General features: G+C 38.8%; 18 protein-coding genes and 4 tRNA genes. 17 read left to right on the top strand and 5 right to left on the bottom strand.

Annotated features, from left to right (window positions below; translation table 11 throughout):
* Positions 1–83: 83 nt before the first annotated feature.
* Genes HPOKI112_RS05350 through pheS form a run of 4 tightly spaced genes read right to left on the bottom strand, consistent with a single transcriptional unit; the run spans position 84 to position 5483 of the window.
* The gene (locus HPOKI112_RS05350) at positions 84–908 is read right to left on the bottom strand and encodes a 4-hydroxy-3-methylbut-2-enyl diphosphate reductase (RefSeq protein ID WP_000403570.1); all 825 of its coding nucleotides are present in this window, start codon (positions 906–908) and stop codon (positions 84–86) included.
* Complete coding sequence (gene aroA / locus HPOKI112_RS05345) at positions 898–2187, bottom strand: 3-phosphoshikimate 1-carboxyvinyltransferase (protein ID WP_025309910.1); 1290 nt, start codon at positions 2185–2187, stop codon at positions 898–900. The genes HPOKI112_RS05350 and aroA overlap by 11 nt, the downstream gene beginning before the upstream one ends.
* 15 nt (positions 2188–2202) lie before the next feature.
* Complete coding sequence (pheT, locus tag HPOKI112_RS05340; RefSeq protein ID WP_025309909.1) at positions 2203–4497, bottom strand: phenylalanine--tRNA ligase subunit beta; 2295 nt, start codon at positions 4495–4497, stop codon at positions 2203–2205.
* Positions 4497–5483: a phenylalanine--tRNA ligase subunit alpha gene (gene pheS / locus HPOKI112_RS05335; RefSeq protein WP_025276185.1), complete on the bottom strand. Its 987-nt coding sequence runs from the start codon at positions 5481–5483 to the stop codon at positions 4497–4499. The genes pheT and pheS overlap by 1 nt, the downstream gene beginning before the upstream one ends.
* A gap of 80 nt (positions 5484–5563) precedes the next feature.
* Here pheS and HPOKI112_RS05330 point away from each other — a divergent pair, with 80 nt between their 5' ends.
* The 12 genes from HPOKI112_RS05330 (at position 5564) to HPOKI112_RS05270 (ending at position 16473) form a co-directional block, all read left to right on the top strand.
* On the top strand, positions 5564–5878 hold the full coding sequence (locus HPOKI112_RS05330; protein ID WP_001100331.1) for a histidine triad nucleotide-binding protein: 315 nt from the start codon (positions 5564–5566) through the stop codon (positions 5876–5878).
* An 18-nt stretch (positions 5879–5896) separates the two neighbouring features.
* Positions 5897–7219, top strand: a complete 1323-nt coding sequence (locus HPOKI112_RS05325) for an aminotransferase class V-fold PLP-dependent enzyme (protein ID WP_025309908.1) — start codon at positions 5897–5899, stop codon at positions 7217–7219.
* Between the two features lie 25 nt (positions 7220–7244).
* A complete protein-coding gene (locus tag HPOKI112_RS05320; protein ID WP_025277027.1) occupies positions 7245–7835 on the top strand; it encodes a DUF3972 domain-containing protein in 591 nt (196 codons plus the stop codon).
* A 103-nt stretch (positions 7836–7938) separates the two neighbouring features.
* On the top strand, positions 7939–10329 hold the full coding sequence (locus tag HPOKI112_RS05315; RefSeq protein ID WP_025277026.1) for a molybdopterin guanine dinucleotide-containing S/N-oxide reductase: 2391 nt from the start codon (positions 7939–7941) through the stop codon (positions 10327–10329).
* 173 nt (positions 10330–10502) lie between these two features.
* On the top strand, positions 10503–10991 hold the full coding sequence (locus HPOKI112_RS05310; protein WP_025309907.1) for a hypothetical protein: 489 nt from the start codon (positions 10503–10505) through the stop codon (positions 10989–10991).
* A 10-nt stretch (positions 10992–11001) separates the two neighbouring features.
* Positions 11002–12528 (top strand): glutamine-hydrolyzing GMP synthase, encoded by a 1527-nt coding sequence (guaA, locus tag HPOKI112_RS05305; RefSeq protein ID WP_025309906.1) that lies wholly within the window; start codon positions 11002–11004, stop codon positions 12526–12528.
* Between the two features lie 85 nt (positions 12529–12613).
* A complete protein-coding gene (gene hpaA2, locus HPOKI112_RS05300; RefSeq protein WP_025276180.1) occupies positions 12614–13363 on the top strand; it encodes an HpaA2 protein in 750 nt (249 codons plus the stop codon).
* Positions 13364–13548: 185 nt separating this feature from the next.
* Positions 13549–13626: transfer RNA gene (locus HPOKI112_RS05295), tRNA-Pro, on the top strand.
* Between the two features lie 66 nt (positions 13627–13692).
* Positions 13693–13769: transfer RNA gene (locus HPOKI112_RS05290), tRNA-His, on the top strand.
* Between the two features lie 59 nt (positions 13770–13828).
* Positions 13829–13905: transfer RNA gene (locus tag HPOKI112_RS05285), tRNA-Arg, on the top strand.
* Between the two features lie 22 nt (positions 13906–13927).
* Positions 13928–14004: transfer RNA gene (locus tag HPOKI112_RS05280), tRNA-Arg, on the top strand.
* A 597-nt stretch (positions 14005–14601) separates the two neighbouring features.
* Positions 14602–16473, top strand: a complete 1872-nt coding sequence (locus HPOKI112_RS05270; protein ID WP_025277024.1) for a mechanosensitive ion channel family protein — start codon at positions 14602–14604, stop codon at positions 16471–16473.
* Between the two features lie 9 nt (positions 16474–16482).
* Here HPOKI112_RS05270 and cfaS read toward each other — a convergent pair whose 3' ends face one another.
* On the bottom strand, positions 16483–17652 hold the full coding sequence (gene cfaS, locus HPOKI112_RS05265; RefSeq protein ID WP_025277023.1) for a cyclopropane fatty acid synthase: 1170 nt from the start codon (positions 17650–17652) through the stop codon (positions 16483–16485).
* A gap of 169 nt (positions 17653–17821) precedes the next feature.
* Between cfaS and metG the strand changes: the two genes are divergently transcribed.
* The 5 genes from metG to HPOKI112_RS05240 are packed head-to-tail and all read left to right on the top strand — an operon-like array spanning position 17822 to position 23211.
* On the top strand, positions 17822–19774 hold the full coding sequence (metG, locus tag HPOKI112_RS05260; protein ID WP_025309905.1) for a methionine--tRNA ligase: 1953 nt from the start codon (positions 17822–17824) through the stop codon (positions 19772–19774).
* Positions 19775–20806 carry a hypothetical protein gene (locus HPOKI112_RS05255; protein WP_025309904.1) on the top strand — a complete coding sequence of 344 codons (1032 nt, stop codon included), beginning with the start codon at positions 19775–19777 and terminating at the stop codon, positions 20804–20806.
* Between the two features lie 3 nt (positions 20807–20809).
* Entirely contained in the window at positions 20810–21595 is a 786-nt protein-coding gene (cmoB, locus tag HPOKI112_RS05250; protein ID WP_025309903.1) for a tRNA 5-methoxyuridine(34)/uridine 5-oxyacetic acid(34) synthase CmoB, read from the top strand.
* Between the two features lie 14 nt (positions 21596–21609).
* On the top strand, positions 21610–22038 hold the full coding sequence (locus HPOKI112_RS05245) for a hotdog domain-containing protein (RefSeq protein WP_001158316.1): 429 nt from the start codon (positions 21610–21612) through the stop codon (positions 22036–22038).
* Between the two features lie 3 nt (positions 22039–22041).
* Complete coding sequence (locus HPOKI112_RS05240; RefSeq protein ID WP_025309902.1) at positions 22042–23211, top strand: glycosyltransferase family 4 protein; 1170 nt, start codon at positions 22042–22044, stop codon at positions 23209–23211.
* Positions 23212–23223 lie beyond the last annotated feature (12 nt).

Raw genomic sequence — 23223 nt, 5'->3', positions numbered from 1 at the left:
GGGCATTGTATCCTTTTTTGGCTTACAAAATCGTTTAAAAACTAACAATTAGCGGTTTTTTTAAAGAAAATTTTCAAAATGTGTTAAATCGTGCTGATTTTTTGCTTGACATTTTCTATAATCCAATCCGGCGTGGAAGCCCCAGCGGTAATCCCGCACAATTTTTTATCCTTAAACCACGCTAACTCTAATTCGTTTTCATCTTCTACTAAGTAGCTGTCTTCACAATGCTGTTTAGCGATGCTTAAGAGCTGTTTGGTGTTTGAAGAAGTTTTACCGCCCACGACTATCATAATATCCACTTCCTTACTCAAATCCAAAGCGGCTTTTTGGTTGTAAGAAGTTGCGTTACAAATCGTGTTAAAAATACGCACTTCAGTGCATCTTTCTACCAAATAAGAAGCGATTTGCAAGAGTTTTGGGGTCTGTTTGGTGGTTTGAGAGACTAAAGCCACTTTTCGTTGGAGCTTTTTTTCTTGCAATTCTTCTAAAGAATTGACGACTAAAGCCTGGTTAGTGGCATAGCTGATCACGCCCTTGACTTCAGGGTGGTTAATATCCCCAAAAAGCACGATTTGATACCCTTCTTTACTCATGGATTCCACGATTTGCTGGGGTTTGATCACATACGGACAAGTCGCATCAGTGATTTTGACCCCCTTGTTTTTCAAGTATTCTAAATCCTGCTTAGGAATGCCATGGGTTCTTATGATCACGCTCTTATTTTTAGGGATTTTTTTAGGGTCTTCTTCAATTTTCACATTGAAGTTTTTTTCCAAACGATTGATTTCTTTAGCGTTATGAATGAGCGAGCCAAAAATCAAGCTGTTTTGATTTTTTTCAGCGATTTGTATCGCTCTTTTGACGCCAAAACAAAAGCCATAATCCTTAGCCATTTTAATTTCCATTAAAACTCCCTTTTTTGAATAGATTGAGTAAGCGTTTGAATTGCGGGAAAGAAATGTTTGCGCATTCTAAATTATCAATTTCTAAAGGCAACGCTAAAGTTAAAATAGCAAAACTCATCGCAATCCTGTGATCGTTAAAGCTTTGGATAAGGGGGGGTTTTTTTTGAGAAAAGTGCTGTTTTAATTGAGTTATATCTTCTAATCCCTCTATATAAAACCCGTCTTCAAACTCTTCGCACTCAATCCCTAAAGCTTTGAAATTAGAAACAACCGCTTTAATCCTATCGCTTTCTTTAGATCGTAAATCTTTAGCGTTTTTAACCATGCTTTTGCCTTTTGCAAAAAGCATAGCGATACTTAAAGCAGGGATTTCATCAATAAGACTGGCGATATTTTGATCAATATTGATCGCTTTTAAAGGGGCATGCTCTATATAAATATCGCCAATCATTTCTAAATCTTTGGACTGAATCGCATACTCTATGGAAGCGCCCATTTTTTTCAACGCTTCAAAAGCTTCTATGCGGGTGGGGTTGAGCAAGACATTTTTTAAAAGAAGGCGGCTTTTGGGCGTAATCGCGCAAGCGAGGGCGAAAAAAAACGCACTAGACGGATCATTAGCTATAGTAAAATCAAAGGCTTCTAGGGGTTTTTCTAGGGGTGAAATCGTTAAAACGCCGTCTTGATTTTGGATATTAGCTCCCAAACTTTTAAGCATGATTTCTGTGTGGTTACGGCTAAGCTCACTTTCTTTATAAACGCTTATGCCTTGAGCTTGTAAGGCGCTTAAAATAAAAGCGCTTTTGACTTGAGCTGAAGCGATAGGGCTTTCATATTCGCAAGCTTTTAAAGGACTCCCTAAGATCACCAAGGGGGCGAAATGGTTATCCTCTCTCCCTAAAATCCTTGCCCCAAAAGCTTTCAAAGGCTCAATGATTCTTTTCATGGGGCGCGCGTTTAAGGAATTGTCCCCGCTTAAAACAAAAAGGCCTTTTTGAGCGCTTAAAAGCCCGCTGTATAAACGCATACTGGTGCCAGAATTGTTGCAATTTAAGATCTTGTTAGGCTCTTTTATAGCCGTTGGAGGCGTGATTTTAAAAGAATTTTTTGCGGTATTTTCCACTTTAGCCCCTAAATTTTGAGCGATTTCTAAAGAGCTTAAACAATCCTCTCCCATTAAAAAATTCCGCACAACACAAGGCTTTTGAGCGAGCAGGCTAAAAATAACGGCTCTGTGTGAGAGCGATTTATCGCTAGCGTTAATGTCAAGCTCTATCACATTTTATCCTTTATATTATCCCTTAAGGCGGGCGTTAAATTCTTTTTCTAAAATTTCAAGCACTTTTTGCACGGCTGAATTGACCTCTTCGTCATTCAGGGTTTTTTCTAAAGAATGAATCACGCAACGCAGGCTTAAGGCTATGGAATTATTACTTTCTTTAAAAATATCAAGGGGTAGAATCTCGCTTAAATTAGGGATTTGAGCGTCCTTTAGGGCTTTTTTAATCCTGCTAAAAGCGGTGTTTTCATCAATGATGAGAGTCAAATCCCTCACACTGCTAGGGTAAATGCTAAAGGGTTTTAATAGCATGGTGGGGCGTTTGAGTTTAGAAGCGTCTATCTCAGCATAATAGCTTTCAAACAAATCCAATTCCTGGATCACTTTAGGGTGGATTTTAGCGATTACGCCTATGATTTCATGATTTTGAATGATTTTAGCGCTCTGGTAGGGGTGGTTAATGGGGGTTTGAGTGGTTAGTTTTTCCAGGCTAAAATCCCCTATAACTTTTGAAACGCATTCAGCGAAAGAGTAAAAATCCCACGCCTTGCCCTTAGCGTCAGGGTAGCTTTCTTTTTTTTGTAAGCCGCTTACTAAAAAGCCTAGTTTTTGGATCTCTTCTCTCTTAGAGTTATACACGCTCCCTTTTTCATAAAGGGCGATGCTTTTAAACCCTAAATTTTTATTCCTTAAGCTGGCGTCTAAAAGCCCGCAAACAAGGCTCGTTCTTAGGGTGTTTAACTCCGTTGTGATAGGGTTTTGCAATTCTAGAGGATCTTCTAAAACTTCAAAGCCTAGTTTTTGCTGCTTTTCTTTAGAGTAAAACACATAATGAATGACTTCTTTAAAACCGCAAGCGAGAGCCTTGTGTTTAAGGTTTTCAAAAAAGCGGTGCGTGTCATAATGGGGGTTTGAATTTTTGCTACTGACACAATTAAGAGGCTTTGAGACTAGATTATCAATCCCTACAAAGCGTAAGATTTCTTCAGCAATATCTTGGATCGTTTTAATGTCATTCCTGAAATTTGGTGCAACAATCTCTAAAATTGGGGGTTTTGAGTTTGGCTCTTTTGCACTGACTTTAAAGCCTAAATTTTTTAAAATGCTTTGAATTTTTTCTTTCTCTACAGCAAGCCCCAAAATTTCAGTAATGTCTTCAAGCTGGAATGTAAGGGTGCGATCTTTTAAAGAACACTCGGTTTGTTTGCTTTCTAAAATCGTGGCTTTCAAATGAGCGCTTAAAAAATTCAAGCCGTCTGATAGATTAGGGTTACTCCCCCTAGCACTCCTATAAATAAGGGCGTTGTCTTTTTGAAGCGTTTTATCTTTTAGAGCATGTAATTTTAAAGACAGGCTTATCGGATCAATATAACTTGCTTCTAAAAGCAAACACTCGCTCAAATCTTTTTGAACTTGATGCTTGATAGCGATCGTGGAGCGTTTTTGATGGTTGATATAAACGCTTTCAAGGTTATTTTCATCGTTTTTCACGCTCAAATCCATAGGGGTTTTATTCAGGCTATAAGCATTCATTATTACCCCACTAAAATGCGCGCTAAATTCTATGAAATTGTTTAGATCGTTCTCGCTTAAGGCGTTATTATGAGCGAGCGAAAGTTTGATATTTAAAGGGGTTTTTAATGAATGGTTGCAAATCAAATAATAAGCCAGATGCGATTCAATATTTTCACCCGCACTAAGCGTGATCAAATCGCTTTTTGGCGTAAAATTTAAAGCCTTAATAGGCTTTAGGGGCGTGTGATAAAACGCGCTAATTTCTCTAGCAATGCCTAAAACGCTCAAGCAATCCCCACGATTGGGGGTCAATGAAATTTCTAAAACATGCGTGTTGAAAGGGGCGTATTCGTTTAATTCTTTCCCTAAAACCAACTCCCCAACGCTCTCATCTAATTCCAAGATGCCATCATTGATTTTAGGGAAGCCTAATTCGCTACTAGAGCAAATCATGCCATGGCTTTCAACCCCCCTAAGCTCCGTTTTAGCGATTGTGGTTGAGCCGATTAGCGCCCCATTTAAAGCGACTGGCACGAATTGGTTTGGCACGACATTTTTAGCCCCACACACGATTGGCAACACTTCTTTGCCCACATCCACTTGACACACGCTGAGTTTTTCGGCGTTTTTATGGGGGGCTTTTTCTAAAACCTTACCCACAACCACATTTTTAGGAGCGATACAAGGGATACAGCTTTCTACTTCTAAACCTAAGCGACTCAAATCCTCACAGAGTTTGGCTATATCTTTAGGCGTATTGACAAAAACATTCAAATCATTAATGCTCAGTTTCATTAAAAGCTCTCCAACACCCTCAAATCAGTTTCAAAGAAACTGCGCAAATCATTGATTTGGCAAGTCAGCATGGCTAATCTTTCAATCCCCATGCCAAAAGCAAACCCGCTCACATTCTCATACCCTATGGCTTCAAACACCGCATTATTAACCATGCCGCAACCCAACACTTCCAGCCAGCCTGTGTGCGAGCAAACCCTACAGCCTTCTTGCTTGCAAAACACGCAGCTAATATCCACTTCAGCACTTGGCTCTGTGAAAGGGAAAAAGCTAGAGCGCCACCTTAATTTCACGCCGCCAAAGAAATAATGCAAAAAGTCTTCGATCACGCCCTTTAAGTGTGTGAAACGGATATTCCCTTTTTGATCCACGACAAGCCCTTCAATTTGATGGAACATGGGCGTGTGAGTCAAATCATAATCGCGCCTAAAGGTTTCGCCTAGACAGATCATTTTAATGGGTGGGGTTTGTTCTTGCATGGTGTGGATTTGAACGGGCGAAGTGTGAGTCCTTAAAAGCTTGTGATCTTTAAAATAGAAAGTGTCTTGCATGTCTCTTGCAGGATGGTAAGGGGGCAAGTTTAAAGCGCTGAAATTATGGAAATCATCTTCCACCAAAGAGCCGATTTCAAGCTTGTATCCTAATGGGGTAAAAAATTCAATGATTTTATTTTTAGTGTGGTTTAAAGGGTGAGAAGAGCTTGTTTTAATAGCGTTAAACAAACTCACATCAATTTTTTCTTTTTTCAAGCGCTCTTCTAATTCAAACTCTAAAATCGCCTTTTTTTTCAATTCAAAGGCCTTTTCAAACGCTTGTTTATAATGGTGGATTTCTTTAGCAAAGGCGTTTTTTTCTTCGCCGTTTAGATTTTTGAGTTGGTTGAATTTATCCGCAAAAACCCCCTTTTTACCCAAAGCATTCAAGCGCGCTTCTTCTAACTCTTTGCTATTAGTAACCTTTTCTAATCGCTCTATTAAGGTGTGCAATAACGATCCTTATATTTTATTTTTAAAAAGCTATAATACAACTTTAATAAAAGAAAAACCTTAAAAGGGAGCAAAAAAGCATGAATGTGTTTGAAAAAATAATCAAAGGCGAAATCCCTTGTTCTAAGATTTTAGAAAACGAGCGTTTTTTATCCTTTTATGACATTAACCCTAAAGCTAAAGTGCATGCGTTAGTGATCCCTAAGCAAAGCATTCAGGATTTTAATGGCATCACCCCAGAGCTTATGGCACAAATGACAAGTTTTATTTTTGAAGTGGTGGAAAAATTAGGTATCAAAGAGAAGGGTTACAAGCTTTTAACCAATGTGGGTAAAAACGCCGGGCAAGAGGTGATGCATTTGCATTTTCATATTTTAAGCGGAGACAAACATTAAAAGCGTTGGTGGTAGTTCGTGCAAGCGTTTTTAAACAGGAGTTTTGCTCCCTTACTCAATCCTAATGAAAGTCCTTTAGAGCAAGTTAAATCCAGTATTATTTTAAAAAAAGGGGTGTCTTATTTTGACTGGGGGGCTTCAGGTTTGGCGAGCGTTTTAGTGGAAAAGCGCGTGAAATCCTTACTGCCTTATTATGCGAACGCTCATTCCATCGCTTCTAAACATGCGATTTTAATGGGCATGCTTTTAAAAGAGTGCCAAGAAAAGTTGAAGCGTTCTTTAAATTTGAGCGATAATCATTGCGTCTTGAGCACGGGGTATGGGGCGAGCTCAGCGATTAAGAAATTTCAAGAAATTTTAGGGGTGTGTATCCCTTCAAAAACGAAGAAAAATTTAGAGCCGTATTTGAAAGATATGGCTTTAAAGCGTGTGATTGTAGGGCCTTATGAACATCATTCTAATGAAATTAGTTGGCGTGAAGGCTTGTGTGAAGTGGTGCGTATCCCTTTAAATGAACATGGTTTATTGGATTTAGAAATTTTAGAGCAAACTTTAAAAAAATCCCCTAACAGCCTGGTTTCTATGAGCGCGGCTTCTAATGTAACCGGACTGCTTACGCCCTTAAAAGAAGTTTCATTGTTGTGTAAGAAATATAGGGCTACTTTGGCTTTGGATTTAGCGAATTTTAGTGCGCATGCTAACCCTAAAGATTGCGAATACCAAACCGGTTTTTATGCGCCTCATAAGCTTTTAGGGGGTATTGGAGGGTGCGGTCTTTTAGGCATTTCTAAAGATTTGATTGACACGCAAATCGCCCCGAGTTTTAGTGCAGGGGGCGTGATTAAATACGCTAATCGCACACGGCATGAATTTATTGATGAATTGCCTTTAAGAGAAGAGTTTGGCACGCCAGGATTGTTACAATTTTACAGGAGCGCTTTAGCGTATCAATTGAGAGATGAATGCGGTTTGGATTTTATCTACAAGAAAGAAAACAACCTTTTAAGAGTGCTCATGCATGGCTTAAAAGATTTGCCCGCTATTAATATTTATGGGAATTTAACAGCGCATCGGGTGGGGGTAGTGGCTTTTAATATTGGGGGGATTTCGCCCTATGATTTAGCGCGAGTTTTAAGCTATGAATACGCTATTGAGACCCGGGCAGGTTGCTCTTGCGCGGGGCCTTATGGGCATGATTTATTGAATCTTAACGCTCAAAAGTCAAACGATTTTAACGCTAAACCCGGATGGCTTAGAGTGAGTTTGCACTTCACGCATTCCATAAACGATATTGATTATTTGCTAGACAGCTTGAAAAAAGCGGTTAAAAAATTGCGTTAAGCTAAAACTATTTTTAAGGAAAAATTTGGATATTTTAGATTTAAATAAAGTGCAAGCGACACAACAAAATGAGCAAGAAGTAGAGGATAAAGAAAAAGAGTCTAAAGAGCCGGTGGTTTTAGAGGATTTGAGCGCTTTAGCATGGCTTGAATTAGAAGAGTTTAGCCGCCTTTCAGGGCTTCCTAAAGAAAGGATTTTGGAATTAGTCAATCTTGGTAAGATTAAAAGCAAAATAAGCCACAACAAGCTTTTAATTGATGCGAGCAGCGGGACAAACGCTTTAATCAAAAAGGTAGAAAATAATTTGATTTCTATGGATATGAATGGGCGTTCTTTAGAGCCTGTGTTTGTGGAAAAGACCATTAACACGATTTTAAACTTGCATGATAAGGTCATTGGTGCTAAAGATGAAACGATTTCAGCCTTTAAAAATGAAAACATGTTTTTAAAAGACGCTTTAATCTCTATGCAAGAAGTTTATGAAGAAGATAAAAAAACCATTGATCTTTTGCGAGATGAACTCAATCAAGCGAGAGAAGAAATTGAATTTATGAAGAGGAAATACCGCTTGATGTGGGGGAAAGTCGCTGACATGAGCAGCGTGAATAAAAAGTAGTTTAAATTAACGCCCAGCTTTGAGGGCTTATTAGCGGTAATTTTATGTGAATCTATGTTAGAATTTGGGGTGTTTTAACAGAATGCAAGCTTGAAGGAGAACCATGTCCATTTCACGCAGAAGTATCCTAACAAAAGTCCCCATCGCGCTCGCTAGCACTAATGTTTTGAAAGCTGTTGGTGTTTTTGAAAAAGTAGAATCCATTCCGCATGCAACGCATTTTGGCCCCTTTATCGCAAAGGTTCAAAATGGAGTAATTAAAGATATTGTCCCCCAAAAGAGCGATTATAACCCTACTATGATGTTAAAAGCGATGGCAGATAGGGTGTATTCAGATAGTAGGGTGAAGTATCCTTGCGTGCGTAAGAGCTTTTTAGAAAACAAAAAAAACCACAAAGAATTGCGCGGGAGAGAAGAGTTTGTGCGCGTGAGTTGGGATGTGGCGTTGGATTTAGCGGCTAAAAAGCTTAAAGAAATCCCTAAAGAAAACATTTATAATGCCAGTTATGGTGGCTGGGGGCATGCGGGCAGCTTGCATCGTTGTCATCATTTAGCATGGCGTTTTTTTAATACGACTTTAGGGGGGGCTATTGGCACTGATGGGGAATATAGTAATGGCGCGGCCGCAAGAATAAACCCTATGATTGTAGGGGATATGGAAGTTTATTCGCAACAAACCACGCATGAAGAGATGATTAAAAATTGTAAGGTGTATGTCATGTGGGGGGCGGATTTACTCAAGTGCAACCGCATTGATTATTTTGTGCCAAACCATGTCAATGACAGCTACTACCCCAAGTATAAAAGAGCTGGTATTAAATTCATCAGTATTGATCCCATTTATACCGAAACCGCTCAAGCCTTCAGTGCTGAATGGATACCCATTCGCCCTAATACTGATGTAGCGTTAATGCTAGGCATGATGCATTATCTTTATACGAGCAATCAATATGATAAAGCGTTTATCGCTAAATACACTGATGGTTTTGATAAATTTTTACCCTATTTGCTAGGAGAGAGCGATAATGCACCTAAAACTTTAGAATGGGCGTCTCAAATCACTGGAGTGAGCGCAGAAAAAATCAAAGAATTAGCGGATTTATTTGTCTCTAAGCGCACTTTTTTAGCGGGTAATTGGGCCATGCAAAGAGCTCAGCATGGCGAGCAACCGGATTGGGCGTTAATTGTTTTAGCCAGTATGATTGGTCAAGTGGGCTTATCTGGTGGGGGCTTTGGCTTTTCTATGCATTATGGAGGGAACGCTCAAGCAAGCTCAGGGGCAAGAATTGTTCCGATGATTTCACAAGGGCATAATTCTGTAAAAAGCGCTATTCCAGCATCTAGGGTTTCTGAAGCGATTTTAAATCCGGATAAAGAAATTGATTTTATGGGTAAAAAACTCAAATTGCCTAAAATCAAAATGATCTATAATTGTGGGGCGGATTTATTAGGGCATGAAGCTGATACAAACGAGCTGATTCACGCTTTAAGGACCTTAGATTGCGTGATCGTGCATGAGCCTTGGTGGACGCCTACGGCAAAATTTGCTGATATTGTCTTTGCTTCCACTAGCACTATGGAAAGAGATGATATTACTTTTGGAGGGAGTTATTCTAAGAATGTGGTTTATGCCATGCGTAAAGTGGTAGAGCCTGTTTATGAATCCAAAGACGATTATGAGATTTTCAGGCAGCTTGCCTTGCGCATTGGGGGCAATGAAACGGAGCAGAAATTCACTGAATCTAAGAGTTACATGGAATGGATTAAGGGCCTTTATGAAAAAAGCGATGGCCCTACTTTGAAATCGTTTGATCAATTTTGGAGGGATGGCTTTGTGGAGTTTGAAATCCCTGAAAATGCGAGAAAGTTTGTGCGTCATGCGAAATTCAGGCAAGATCCTATTAACAATAAGCTGGATACAGAGAGCGGGAAAATTCAAATTTTTTCTCAAAAATGCGCGGATTTTAAACTGGCCGATTTTAAAGGGCATCCTACTTGGTTTGAGCCAGCTGAGTGGCTAGGCTCTAAAATGGCTGAGACTTATCCGTTCCATTTAATCTCTCCGCACCCAAAATACCGTGTCAATTCACAGCTTGATAACACTTGGGTTAGGAATGTGTATAAAATTCAAGGCAGAGAGCCTGTAATGATCAATGAACTAGACGCTAATAAGTTAGGCATTAGGCATGGTGAAATCGTGGAAGTGTTTAACGCTAGGGGGAGGTTGTTAGCAGGGGCGTTTGTAACTAAGAATATCCGTCAAGGGGTTTTGAGTATCCAAAAAGGGGCGTGGTATGACCCAGAAGATGTGAGAGCTAGAAACCCACGATGCAATGCAGGGCATGTGAATACGCTCACTTCTTTGCGCCCCACAAGCAGCATGACACAAGCCATTTCAGCCAATACCGCTTTAGTTAATATCAGAAGACTTAGAAGGTATGAATTAGTCAAACCCTATCATTCTATTTCAACACCAAGCATCATTGGGGCTTAAACGGAGTGAAAATACTAGCATGAGAGTGTTTTTACCCAATAAAGGCTTAATAACTAAAGACTTGACTACTAGCCAAGCCAAAGCGTGGGGTGATTCTCAATTTTTATATTATAATACTTTGTGTCATGCAGCCTGTAGTTATGCAACCGATGATAAGTCAAGGATTATAAAAGATGAGCGTTTTTCAAATGAGTTTGAAATGTTGCGTGGGGTTGGTTTTGTTTATGGGGGTCTTATTAGGGGATTTTAAAGCTTTTAAGGTTAGGGTGGATAAAAGTTTAGCTCTGCCCTTTTTAAATGTGCTTTCATTAGCTTTTAAACAAGACATGAAAACAGATCTCATTTTTGTGGTTACCAAAAGCAACAAGTTGAGTAAAAAAGCACTTTGTGGTTTTGACGCTTTTTTATTGCCTGAGACCCTAATGAGTGGCATGCCTGAAAAAGCGCTATTCCATAAGGAGTTTTTATTCCAGTCTAAAGAAAGTAAGACGCTCTATGCGTTTTCGCTGATTGATACTCAATATTGCTCAAAAGGTGGAAATTACAGATACGAATTAGAAAAATTAGAACGCTGGTTTGTGCAAAAAGTGCCTGAGTTAGCTGAGAGCTATAGGGTGAATTACAAGAATCAATACAATAAAACACAGATCCCACAAAAATAAAGAATGAGCGATGATTTTAGTATTAGATTTTGGGAGCCAATACACACAGCTGATTGCTAGAAGATTGAGAGAGAGTGGGATTTATGCAGAAATAGTCCCTTTTTTTGAAAGCATAGAAAACATTCAAAAAAAAGCCCCTAAAGGTTTGATTTTGAGTGGGGGGCCAGCGAGCGTGTATGCTAAAGACGCTTACAAGCCTAGCGAGAAAATCTTTGATTTGGATTTGCCGATTTTAGGGATTTGTTATGGCATGCAGTATTTGGTGGATTTTTTTGGGGGGGTAGTGGTTGGTGCGAACGAGCAAGAATTTGGTAAGGCTATCTTAGAAATCACTCAAGATTCTGTGATTTTTGAAGGCGTGAAAATTAAAAGCCTTGTGTGGATGAGCCATATGGATAAAGTTATAGAATTGCCTAAAGGCTTCACTACCCTTGCAAAAAGCCCTAATTCGCCCCATTGCGCGATTGAAAACGGCAAGATTTTTGGCTTGCAATTCCACCCAGAAGTCATTCAAAGCGAAGAAGGGGGTAAGATTTTAGAAAATTTTGCCCTTTTAATTTGTGGCTGTGAAAAAACTTGGGGGATGCAGCATTTCGCTCAAAGAGAAGTTGTGCGGTTGAAAGAAAAAATTGCTAACGCTAAGGTTTTGTGCGCGGTGAGTGGGGGCGTGGATTCTACGGTGGTCGCTACGCTGTTGCACAGAGCCATTAAGGATAATTTGATCGCTGTTTTTGTGGATCATGGCTTGTTGCGTAAAAATGAAAAAGAAAGGGTGCAAGCGATGTTTAAAGACTTGCAAATCCCTTTAAACACGATAGACGCTAAAGAAATCTTTTTGTCTAAATTAAAGGGCGTGAGCGAGCCTGAATTGAAGCGAAAAATCATCGGCGAAACCTTTATTGAAGTGTTTGAAAAAGAAGCCAAGAAGCACCATTTAAAAGGCAAAATTGAGTTTTTAGCCCAAGGCACTTTATACCCTGATGTGATTGAATCCGTGAGCGTTAAAGGGCCTTCAAAAGTGATCAAAACCCACCATAATGTGGGCGGACTGCCTGAATGGATGGACTTTAAACTCATAGAGCCTTTAAGGGAATTGTTTAAAGATGAGGTCCGTTTGTTGGGTAAGGAATTGGGCGTTAGCCAGGATTTTTTAATGCGCCACCCCTTTCCAGGGCCTGGGCTTGCGATAAGGATTTTAGGCGAAGTCAGCGAGAGTAAGATCAGATGCTTGCAAGAAGCGGATTTTATTTTTATAGAAGAGCTTAAAAAGGCGGATCTGTATGACAAGGTTTGGCAAGCTTTTTGCGTGCTGTTAAATGTCAATTCTGTGGGGGTTATGGGGGATAATCGCACTTATGAAAACGCTATTTGCTTGAGGGCGGTGAATGCGAGCGATGGCATGACAGCGAGCTTTTCATTTTTAGAGCATTCTTTTTTAGAAAAGGTTTCTAATCGTATCACTAATGAAGTGAGCGGTATCAATAGGGTAGTGTATGATATTACCTCTAAACCACCAGGAACGATTGAATGGGAATGATTATCCGTAAAAATAGAGATAAAAAGTGGGATTTTTTGGGTAAGATTAGGAATTGATTTTGAAGAAAAAGAAAGGAAGGAATTTAATGAAAAAAGGTAGTTTGGCAATCGTTTTAGGATCGTTACTAGCGAGTGGGGCGTTTTATACGGCTCTAGCTGATGGAATGCCTATGAAGCAGCAGCACAATAATATGGGCGAGTCCGTGGATTTGCATTTCCACTATCCTATTAAAGGCAAGCAAGAGCCTAAAAACGGCCATTTAGTTGTCTTAATCGATCCTAAGATAGAGGCTAATAAAGTTATCCCTGAAAATTATCAAAAAGAATTTGAGAAGTCTTTGTTCCTTCAGTTGAGTAGTTTTTTAGAGAGGAAAGGCTATAGCGTTTCGCAATTTAAAGATGCTAGTGAAATCCCTCAAGACATCAAAGAAAAAGCGTTGCTCGTTTTACGCATGGATGGGAATGTGGCTATCTTAGAAGATATTGTAGAAGAGAGCGATGCGCTTAGCGAAGAAAAAGTGATAGACATGTCTTCAGGGTATTTGAACTTGAATTTTGTTGAGCCAAAAAGTGAAGATATCATCCATAGTTTTGGTATTGATGTTTCAAAGATTAAGGCTGTGATTGAAAGAGTGGAATTGCGACGCACCAATTCTGGAGGTTTTGTCCCCAAAACTTTTGTGCATAGGATTAAGGAAACCGACCATGACCAAGCCATTAGAAAAATCATGAATCAAGCCTATCACAAAGTGATGGTGCAGATCACCAAAGAGTTAAGCAAAAAACACATGGAACATTATGAAAAAGTTTCTAGTGAAATGAAAAAACGAAAGTAGTTTTTAAGAAACAAAAAGCTTAAAAATTATTTAGAGCTGTTTTTAAAAAAAGTAGCTTTTTAAAAGGGTGGGGGAGTTGGATTAATACAATTTTTGAGTGCCGCTTTTGATTTTAGCGGCATTTTTGAAAAATTACGCTCAAAAATCAAAAAATTCAGCTATAATAACGCTTCATGCGAAAATTTCGGGGCGTAGCGCAGTCTGGTTAGCGCACTTGGTTTGGGACCAAGGGGTCGAAGGTTCGAATCCTTTCGCCCCGACCACTTTTTGCATAATTTATTGTTCTGTTTAAGATTCTTTGGTAGAATACCGCTTCCTTTCATTGAATGGTGGGAGTAGCTCAGTCGGTTAGAGCATCAGATTGTGGTCCTGAGGGTCGTGGGTTCGATTCCCATCTTCCACCCCATCTCATAAAATAAGCGTTTTACCGAGTTTATGTTAGTCATTCCTTTATTTGAATTGTAAGCGTTCGTAGCTCAATTGGATAGAGCACCAGACTTCGGATCTGGGGGTTAGGGGTTCGACTCCCTTCGGGCGTACCACCTAACATTAATACCATTCAATGCGCTTGTAGCTCAGCTGGATAGAGCAACAGCCTTCTAAGCCGTAGGTCGCAGGTTCGAGTCCTGCCAAGCGCACCACTTTTGACATTCTTTAAAGAGGAGTTATGGATTCTTTAGAGTGGGGATTACTCATTTTCTTAATTCTTGTTTTTCTTATAGGCATAGGATACTACATTTTTATGGTTCTTTCTTCTAAAGATTGATCATCAAAATAGCCCAATGACAAGAGATAGAGTTGGAAATCTCTAAAACATAGATCTTATATGAAAACATTCAATAAAAGCGGTTATAAAAACATAAAAAGTGAAACATGTAAGAATAAAAGATATGCACATTATCCGTGACTTTATCGCACCGAACAAGGAAAGCTTTTTGACTACGGCTTGTGCGAAATCCTACTATAAAAATATTAAATAAAGCAAGATTTGTTAGAAATTAAGGCTTTGTTTTTAATTGAATCTCAATCATAAAATGTAAAAATACTCAAAGCATCGCATCAAGCAATATAGCGATCTAAAAAGAGGCTCACAATTGAGCTAAAGCCCGCTTTTTAGGGATAAACAAAAAGCGTTTTCAAATTGCATGGGTAACTTTATGGGGTGAAGCGTTTCTAATTTTTGGTATAATCGCTAGAAATTGTGAGAAAAATTTTATCTTGTTTGAGTGGGGTTTCGCATGCGTTTATTATTGTGGTGGGTATTGGTATTATCGCTCTTTTTAAATCCTTTGAGAGCGCTTGAAGAGCATGAAACAGATGCGGTGGATTTGTTTTTAATTTTCAATCAAATCAACCAGCTCAATCAAGTCATTGAAACTTACAAAAAAAACCCTGAAAGAAGCGCTGAAGTCTCTCTGTATAACACCCAAAAGAATGATTTGATTAAAAGTTTGACTTCTAAAGTGTTGAATGAAAGGGATAAGATCGGGATTGATATCAATCAAAATTTAAAAGAGCAGGAAAAAATCAAAAAGCGTTTGTCTAAAAGCATTAAGGGCGATGATTTCTACACTTTCATGAAAGACAGATTGTCTTTAGATATTTTGTTGATAGATGAAATTTTGTATCGTTTTATAGATAAAATCAGGAGCAGTATTGATATTTTTAGCGAACAAAAAGATGTGGAAAGTATCAGCGATGCTTTCCTTTTGCGTTTAGGGCAATTCAAACTCTACACTTTCCCTAAAAATTTAGACAATGTCAAAATGCATGAATTAGAGCAGATGTTTAGCGATTATGAATTGCGTTTGAACACTTACACTGAAGTCTTGCGTTACATTAAAAACCACCCTAAAGAAGTGCTTCCTAAAAACTTGATCATGGAAGTGAATATGGATTTTGTGTTAAACAAAATCAGCAAGGTTTTGCCTTTCACAACCCATAGCTTGCAAGTGAGTAAAATCGTGCTGGCTTTGACGATTTTAGCCTTATTGCTGGGTTTAAGGAAGTTGATCACTTGGCTTTTAGCCTTATTGTTAGATCGTATTTTTGAAATCATGCAGCGCAATAAAAAAATGCATGTCAATGTGCAAAGCAGCATTGTTTCGCCGGTTTCTGTCTTTTTAGCCTTATTCAGTTGCGATGTGGCTTTAGATATTTTCTACTACCCTAACGCATCGCCTCCTAAAGTTTCTATGTGGGTGGGTGCGGTGTATATCATGCTTTTAGCATGGTTAGTGATAGCGCTTTTTAAAGGCTATGGGGAAGCGTTAGTTACGAATATGGCTACCAAAAGCACGCACAATTTTAGGAAAGAAGTGATCAACTTGATCTTAAAAGTCGTGTATTTTTTGATTTTTATTGTCGCGCTTTTAGGGGTTTTGAAGCAACTAGGGTTTAATGTTTCAGCCATCATCGCTTCTTTAGGGATTGGGGGGTTAGCGGTGGCTTTGGCGGTTAAAGATGTGTTGGCGAATTTTTTTGCTTCTGTCATTTTATTGTTAGACAATTCGTTTTCTCAAGGGGATTGGATCGTGTGCGGTGAAGTGGAAGGCACGGTGGTGGAAATGGGGTTAAGGCGCACCACGATCAGAGCTTTTGATAACGCTCTTTTGTCCGTGCCTAATTCAGAGTTAGCCGGAAAACCCATCAGGAATTGGAGCCGTCGTAAAGTGGGAAGGCGTATTAAAATGGAAATAGGCTTAACCTATAGCTCCAGCCAAAGCGCTTTACAGCTTTGCGTGAAAGACATTAAAGAAATGCTAGAAAACCACCCTAAAATCGCCAATGGAGCCGATAGCGCTTTGCAAAACGCGAGCGATTACCGCTACATGTTTAAAAAAGATATTGTTTCTATTGACGATTTTTTAGGGTATAAAAACAATCTGTTTGTCTTTTTGGATCAATTTGCGGACAGCTCTATTAATATTTTAGTGTATTGCTTTTCTAAGACGGTGGTTTGGGAAGAGTGGCTAGAAGTCAAAGAAGACGTGATGTTAAAAATCATGAGGATTGTAGAAAAGCACCATTTGAGCTTTGCTTTTCCATCACAGAGTTTGTATGTGGAGAGTTTGCCAGAAGTTAGCCTGAAAGAAGGGGCTAAAATCTAAAACTTGCAATTACTGGTAGATGTATTCTTTGGTTAAGGGGAAAGTGTTATCCACGCTGTTGGTTAAAAGCAATTGGAATAAATCCGCGCTCCCAACCCTGAAAGCGGACGCGCAAGTCCTTAAATACAGATCCCACATGCGGATAAAGCGTTCATCATAGCCGAGTTTTTTCACTTGATCTAGATTGTGGTTGAAGTTGTCTCGCCAAATGTCTAAAGTCTTAGCGTAATGGATGCGTAAGCTTTCAGCCATGAGCAAGTGGAAGTCGCATTCGCTCATCACGCTCATCACTTCCCTTAAAGAGGGCAAGTAGCCGCCCGGGAAGATGTATTTATCCACCCATGCGTTAGTCTTGCCTTCAAAACAGCATAAAATGGAGTGGAGCAAAAACATTCCGCCTCTCTTTAACACTTCTTTAACTTTTTTGAAATAAAAGGGCAAATTATCCTTACCCACATGCTCAAACATGCCCACGCTCACCACTTTATCAAAGCGGTATAAGCGCCCATCTAAATCCTGGTAATTCAATAACTTGATCGTTACTTTATCCTCTAACCCTAGCTCTTGGACTCGTTTGTTAGCCTGTTTGTATTGCTCGCTAGAAATGGTGATCCCCATCACTTGCGCCCCGTATTCTTGCGCGGCTTTTACAGAGAGATAGCCCCAGCCACAGCCTATGTCTAGCAGTTTTTCGCCCGGCTTTAAATGGAGCTTTTTTAAAGTGTGATCTAATTTTTGGAGCTGGGCGGCATGGAGGGTGTCATCGTCTTTTTTGAAATAAGCGCATGAATAGCTTAAGGTTTCATCCAGCCAGATAGAATAAAAGTCATTCCCTAGATCGTAATGTTTAGAAATGTTGGAGCTTTCTTTGATGGGTTTTTGGATAGCTTTAGCGTTATCATGTTTGTGCAAATGCTCATAATTGGTTTGCAAATACAAAGAATGCATCACCTCATCCATAGAGCCTTCAATATCAATCACGCCGTCCATATAAGCTTCAGCGATCGTCAAAGACATGTCTTTTTTAATATCGCTAAATTTTAGGGGGCGATGGATTTTAAGGGTGAATTTAGGCGAATGTTCGCCATTCCTATAAACGCTATTATCCCAAAAAACGACCTGATAATCGCCGTTTTTCCACTGCTTGAACATGCTTTTGAGCAAAAATTTTGAAATCATCTGTCTATTCCTTGAACTCATTTTTCAATTTTTTGAGCGTTAATTATAATGAATTTTAAGCTAAAAACACCCCACAAATAAGCATAAATCCAATCTCTATTCTCTAAATTTTTAAAAGCATGTTAAAATTAAGAGATTTAAACAAATTTAAGGTAACACGATTATAAAGATGCAAAAATCACTGATCACAACCCCCATTTATTATGTGAATGACATCCCTCATATTGGCCATGCTTATACGACTTTGATTGCGGATACTTTAAAGAAGTATTACACGCTTCAAGGCGAAGAAGTCTTTTTTTTAACCGGCACCGATGAGCATGGGCAAAAGATCGAACAAAGCGCAAGACTGAGAAATCAAAGCCCTAAAGCTTACGCTGATAGCATTAGCACGATTTTTAAAAACCAGTGGGATTTTTTCAATTTAGATTATGATAGTTTTATCCGCACCACAGACAGCGAGCATCAAAAATGCGTGCAAAACGCCTTTGAAATCATGTTTGAAAAAGGGGATATTTATAAAGGCACTTATAGCGGGTATTATTGCGTGAGCTGTGAGAGTTATTGCGCGATTTCTAAAGCGGACAATACGAACGATAAAGTCTTATGCCCTGATTGCTTGAGGGAGACTGCACTTTTAGAAGAAGAGAGCTATTTTTTCAGATTGAGCGCATATGAAAAGCCTTTATTGGATTTTTACGCTAAAAATCCTGAAGCGATTTTGCCTATTTATCGTAAAAATGAGGTAACTTCTTTTATTGAGCAGGGTTTATTGGATCTGTCTATCACGCGCACGAGCTTTGAATGGGGCATTCCTTTGCCTAAAAAAATGAACGATCCTAAACATGTGGTGTATGTTTGGCTGGACGCTTTATTGAATTATGCGAGCGCGCTAGGGTATTTGAATGATTTAGACAATAAAATGGCGCATTTTGAACGCGCTAGGCATATTGTGGGTAAGGATATTTTACGCTTCCATGCCATTTATTGGCCAGCTTTTTTGATGAGTTTGAATTTGCCCTTATTCAAACAGCTTTGCGTGCATGGGTGGTGGACGATAGAGGGCGTGAAAATGAGTAAGAGCTTGGGTAATGTTTTAGACGCTCAAAAAATCGCTATGGAGTATGGGATTGAAGAATTGCGCTATTTTTTATTGCGTGAAGTGCCTTTTGGGCAAGACGGGGATTTTTCTAAAAAAGCGTTAATAGAGAGGATCAATGCGAATTTGAATAACGATTTGGGGAATTTGCTGAATCGCTTGCTAGGCATGGCTAAAAAATATTTCAATTATTCTCTAAAAAGCGCAAAAATCACCGCATATTATTCTAAAGAGCTAGAAAAAGTGCATCAAATCTTAGATAACGCTAATTCTTTTGTGCCTAAAATGCAATTGCATAAAGCTTTAGAGGAATTGTTTAACATTTATGATTTTTTAAACAAACTCATCGCTAAAGAAGAGCCGTGGGTTTTGCACAAAAACAACGAATCAGAAAAACTAGAAGCCTTATTGAGTTTGATCGCAAACGCGCTTTTGCAATCAAGCTTTTTGCTCTATGCGTTCATGCCAAAGAGTGCGGTGAAATTAGCGAGCGCTTTCAACACAGAAATCACACCCAATAATTACGAACGCTTTTTTAAAGCTAAAAAATTACAAGATATGATTTTACAAGACACCGAGCCTTTATTTTCCAAAATGGAGAAAATTGAAAAGGCTGAAAAAGCGGGAGAAGCCCCACCAGAAAAAAACGAAAAAGAAAAAAAGGACGCAAAAGAAAAAGCCCCACTAAAACAAGAAAACTATATCGGCATTGAGGATTTCAAGAAAGTAGAAATTAAAGTGGGGCTTATCAAAGAAGCTCAAAGGATTGAAAAATCCAATAAATTATTGCGTTTAAAAGTGGATTTAGGCGAAAATCGTTTGAGGCAGATTATCTCAGGGATCGCTTTGGATTATGAGCCTGAAAGTTTGGTGGGGCAAATGGTGTGCGTGGTGGCTAATTTAAAACCCGCAAAACTCATGGGCGAAATGAGTGAGGGCATGATTTTAGCGGTGCGAGATAGCGATAATCTAGCCTTAATCAGCCCTACCAAAGAAAAAATCGCAGGAAGTTTGATCAGCTAAATGCGATTAGGGGTGAATGAAGCCGTAGAATTGAGTTTGGGCGAATTGCAAAACACGCCCTCAATCAGCTATTTTAATTCCATTGTTTTGTCTTTAAACAAAGTCCAAAAAGGCTCTTTATTTGTAGCCAAAGATCACACGCTCATTCCTAAAGCTTTAGAGTTAGGGGCTTATGGGATTTTATACACAGGAGAATATCCTTTAAGCGATAGGGATGTGGCATGGATCAAGCTTAAAGATATAGAGCATTCTTTGAACCATTTGTTCAAATTTTGCTTGCTGAATGAGCGCGTGGTCGGAGCGTTACTAAGCCCCATAGAATTAGAGATCGCTTCTAAAATCATCGTGAGCGATTTTGTGTGGTGCTTGAAAGAGAGCCTTGAAGATTTATTCATTATAGAGGGGTGTAAAATAGCCTTTTTTGATAAATTGGAGTGGCTCCATTTGTTTTATAAGCAAGAGCGCTTGAAAGAAGATTTAAAGGAAGATTTAAAGGAAGATTTAAAGGAAAGCCGTTTAATCATTCTCAACCAATCGTTTTTTTGCAGCGCTTTAGTCTATGAAAAACAAGAATACGAATTCAAAATGCCATGCATCTTTTTAGAGCCTTTAAAAAGGGTGATTCAATTGTGTGAGAAATTACAAATTGAGTTTGATTTGAATCTTTTGGGCAAAAAAGAATACCTTTTAGATCATTGCAAACCCTTTTTTGTGAATAAGAATCTAGAAATAGCCCCTTATGGCGCAACGGCAAGGGTGATTGTCGCTGAGGCTTCAAAAGAATTGTTTGAAATGATGCTTCAAAAAGCCTTTGAGACTTTATCGTGGGGGAAAATTGTCGTGTTTTGCCGTAAAAACAGTGCGGCTTTCTTTAAAAAAACCAACCCTTATTTTTACACCACCCACAACAACTTAAAAGAGCAATTAAAAAATTTAGCGTTTAATTTCGCTTTTATTTATGGGATTAGCTCTCATCATTTAGAATCCCTTCTAAACCCCCCCTTTTTTAAAAAAACCCGCACGCTATGGTAAGTCATGCTCATTTGTAACGATCAATCCAATCCAAAAACCCTTTTAGAAGAAATCATGGCGTTAAGGCCATGGCGTAAAGGCCCTTTTGAAATTTCTCAAATCAAGATTGATAGCGAATGGGATAGCTCTATTAAATGGGATCTAGTCAAAAACGCCACTCCTTTAAAAGATAAGGTTGTGGCTGATGTGGGTTGCAATAACGGCTATTACTTGTTTAAAATGCTAGAACATGATCCTAAAAGTTTGGTGGGGTTTGATCCGGGCGTTTTAGTCAAAAAACAATTTGAATTTTTAGCCCCCTTTTTTGATAAAGAAAAAAAAATCATTTATGAGTCTTTGGGGGTAGAGGATTTGCATGAAAAATACCCTGACGCTTTTGATGTCATTTTTTGCTTAGGAGTGCTATACCACAGAAAAAGCCCGCTAGAGGCTTTAAAAGCCTTGTATCATGCTTTAAAGATAAAAGGGGAGTTGGTGTTGGATACCTTAATCATTGATTCGCCCTTAGACATCGCCCTTTGCCCTAAAAAAACTTATGCTAAAATGAAAAATGTTTATTTTATCCCCAGTGTTAGCGCTTTAAAAGGGTGGTGCGAAAGGGTAGGGTTTGAAAATTTTGAGATTCTTAGCGTTTTAAAGACCACGCCTAAAGAACAGCGTAAAACGGATTTTATTTTGGGGCAGAGTTTGGAAGATTTTTTGGATAAAACAGATCCCTCTAAAACTTTAGAGGGGTATGACGCTCCTTTAAGAGGGTATTTTAAGATGCTTAAACCAAGCAAGCTTTAATAAAGGATAAAATAGTGCAAGAATCAGTCGTTCGTGTGGATTATGACTCTTTAGAAACTTGTAAGAATTTCAAACCAAGCGTTGGCACTGAATTGGTCGTTTTAGAAAAAGATATAGCCCATGCGCGTTTCAAGGGCAATGAAAGCATGGTGTATGAAGAAAATTTTGTGCATGCCGGATTTGTGCTTATTGCGTGCAATTATGCGGCCTTGTGCGCATTGAATAAAAGACACAGCGTGGTGGTTTCTAATAACATTAATTTTTATGCCCCCCTAGAATTGAATCAAGAAGCGCTCATTAAAGCGCAAGTGATTCAAGATGGCGTGAAAAAAGCTGAAATAAAAATAGAGGCGTTTGTGTTAGACATTCAGGTTTTAGAGGGAATGATAGAAATTGTGGTGTTTGATAAAAAGCCTTTTAAATTCAATTTTAAAGAAGAGTAGTTAATGGTTATTGTTTTAGTCGTGGATAGCTTTAAAGATACTAGTAATGGCACTTCTATGACGGCGTTTCGTTTTTTTGAAGCGCTGAAAAAAAGAGGGCATGTTATGAGAGTGGTCGCCCCTCATGTGGATAATTTAGGGAGTGAAGAAGAAGGGTATTACAACCTTAAAGAGCGCTACATCCCCCTAGTTACAGAAATTTCACACAAACAACACATCCTTTTTGCTAAACCGGATGAAAAAATTCTACGAAAGGCTTTTAAGGGAGCGGATATGATCCATACTTTTTTGCCTTTTTTGCTAGAAAAAACAGCCGTAAAAATCGCACGAGAAATGCAAGTGCCTTATATTGGCTCTTTCCATTTACAGCCAGAGCATATTTCTTATAACATGAAATTGGGGCAATTTTCTTGGTTTAACATGATGCTTTTTTCGTGGTTTAAATCTTCGCATTACCGCTATATCCACCATATCCATTGCCCATCAAAATTCATTGTAGAAGAATTAGAAAAATACAACTATGGAGGGAAAAAATACGCTATTTCTAACGGCTTTGATCCCATGTTTAGATTTGAACACCCGCAAAAAAGCCTTTTTGACACCACGCCCTTTAAAATCGCTATGGTAGGGCGCTATTCTAATGAAAAAAATCAAAGCGTTTTAATCAAGGCGGTTGCTTTAAGCCAATACAAACAAGACATTGTATTATTACTCAAAGGCAAAGGGCCTGATGAGAAAAAAATCAAACTTCTAGCCCAAAAACTAGGCGTAAAAACGGAGTTTGGGTTTGTCAATTCCAATGAATTGTTAGAGATTTTAAAAACTTGCACTCTTTATGTGCACACAGCCAATGTGGAAAGCGAAGCGATTGCGTGTTTAGAAGCCATTAGCGTGGGGATTGTGCCTATTATCGCTAATAGCCCATTAAGCGCGACCAGGCAATTCGCGCTAGATGAACGATCGTTATTTGAGCCTGATAACGCTAAAGATTTGAGCGCTAAAATAGATTGGTGGTTAGAAAACAAGCTTGAAAGAGAAAGAATGCAAAACGAATACGCTAAAAGCGCTTTAAACTACACTTTAGAAAATTCAGTCATTCAAATTGAAAAAGTTTATGAAGAAGCGATCAGAGATTTTAAAAACAACCCCCATCTCTTTAAAACCTTATCGTAACAAAAGGATAAA

It is taken from the genome of Helicobacter pylori oki112, assembly GCF_000600085.1.
GTDB classification, from domain to species: domain Bacteria; phylum Campylobacterota; class Campylobacteria; order Campylobacterales; family Helicobacteraceae; genus Helicobacter; species Helicobacter pylori_CY.
This window is presented reverse-complemented; position numbering and strand designations above follow the sequence as displayed.

Bases quoted from the DNA above. Each gene is read 5' to 3' on its own strand.
- HPOKI112_RS05270 (WP_025277024.1), top strand. From the start codon at position 14,602: ATGCGTTTATTATTGTGGTGGGTATTGGTATTATCGCTCTTTTTAAAT.
- cmoB (WP_025309903.1), top strand. From the start codon at position 20,810: ATGCTCATTTGTAACGATCAATCCAATCCAAAAACCCTTTTAGAAGAA.
- metG (WP_025309905.1), top strand. From the start codon at position 17,822: ATGCAAAAATCACTGATCACAACCCCCATTTATTATGTGAATGACATC.
- hpaA2 (WP_025276180.1), top strand. From the start codon at position 12,614: ATGAAAAAAGGTAGTTTGGCAATCGTTTTAGGATCGTTACTAGCGAGT.
- HPOKI112_RS05330 (WP_001100331.1), top strand. From the start codon at position 5,564: ATGAATGTGTTTGAAAAAATAATCAAAGGCGAAATCCCTTGTTCTAAG.
- guaA (WP_025309906.1), top strand. From the start codon at position 11,002: ATGATTTTAGTATTAGATTTTGGGAGCCAATACACACAGCTGATTGCT.
- HPOKI112_RS05315 (WP_025277026.1), top strand. From the start codon at position 7,939: ATGTCCATTTCACGCAGAAGTATCCTAACAAAAGTCCCCATCGCGCTC.
- HPOKI112_RS05240 (WP_025309902.1), top strand. From the start codon at position 22,042: ATGGTTATTGTTTTAGTCGTGGATAGCTTTAAAGATACTAGTAATGGC.
- pheT (WP_025309909.1), bottom strand. From the start codon at position 4,497: ATGAAACTGAGCATTAATGATTTGAATGTTTTTGTCAATACGCCTAAA.
- HPOKI112_RS05310 (WP_025309907.1), top strand. From the start codon at position 10,503: ATGAGCGTTTTTCAAATGAGTTTGAAATGTTGCGTGGGGTTGGTTTTG.
- cfaS (WP_025277023.1), bottom strand. From the start codon at position 17,652: ATGATTTCAAAATTTTTGCTCAAAAGCATGTTCAAGCAGTGGAAAAAC.
- HPOKI112_RS05255 (WP_025309904.1), top strand. From the start codon at position 19,775: ATGCGATTAGGGGTGAATGAAGCCGTAGAATTGAGTTTGGGCGAATTG.
- HPOKI112_RS05350 (WP_000403570.1), bottom strand. From the start codon at position 908: ATGGAAATTAAAATGGCTAAGGATTATGGCTTTTGTTTTGGCGTCAAA.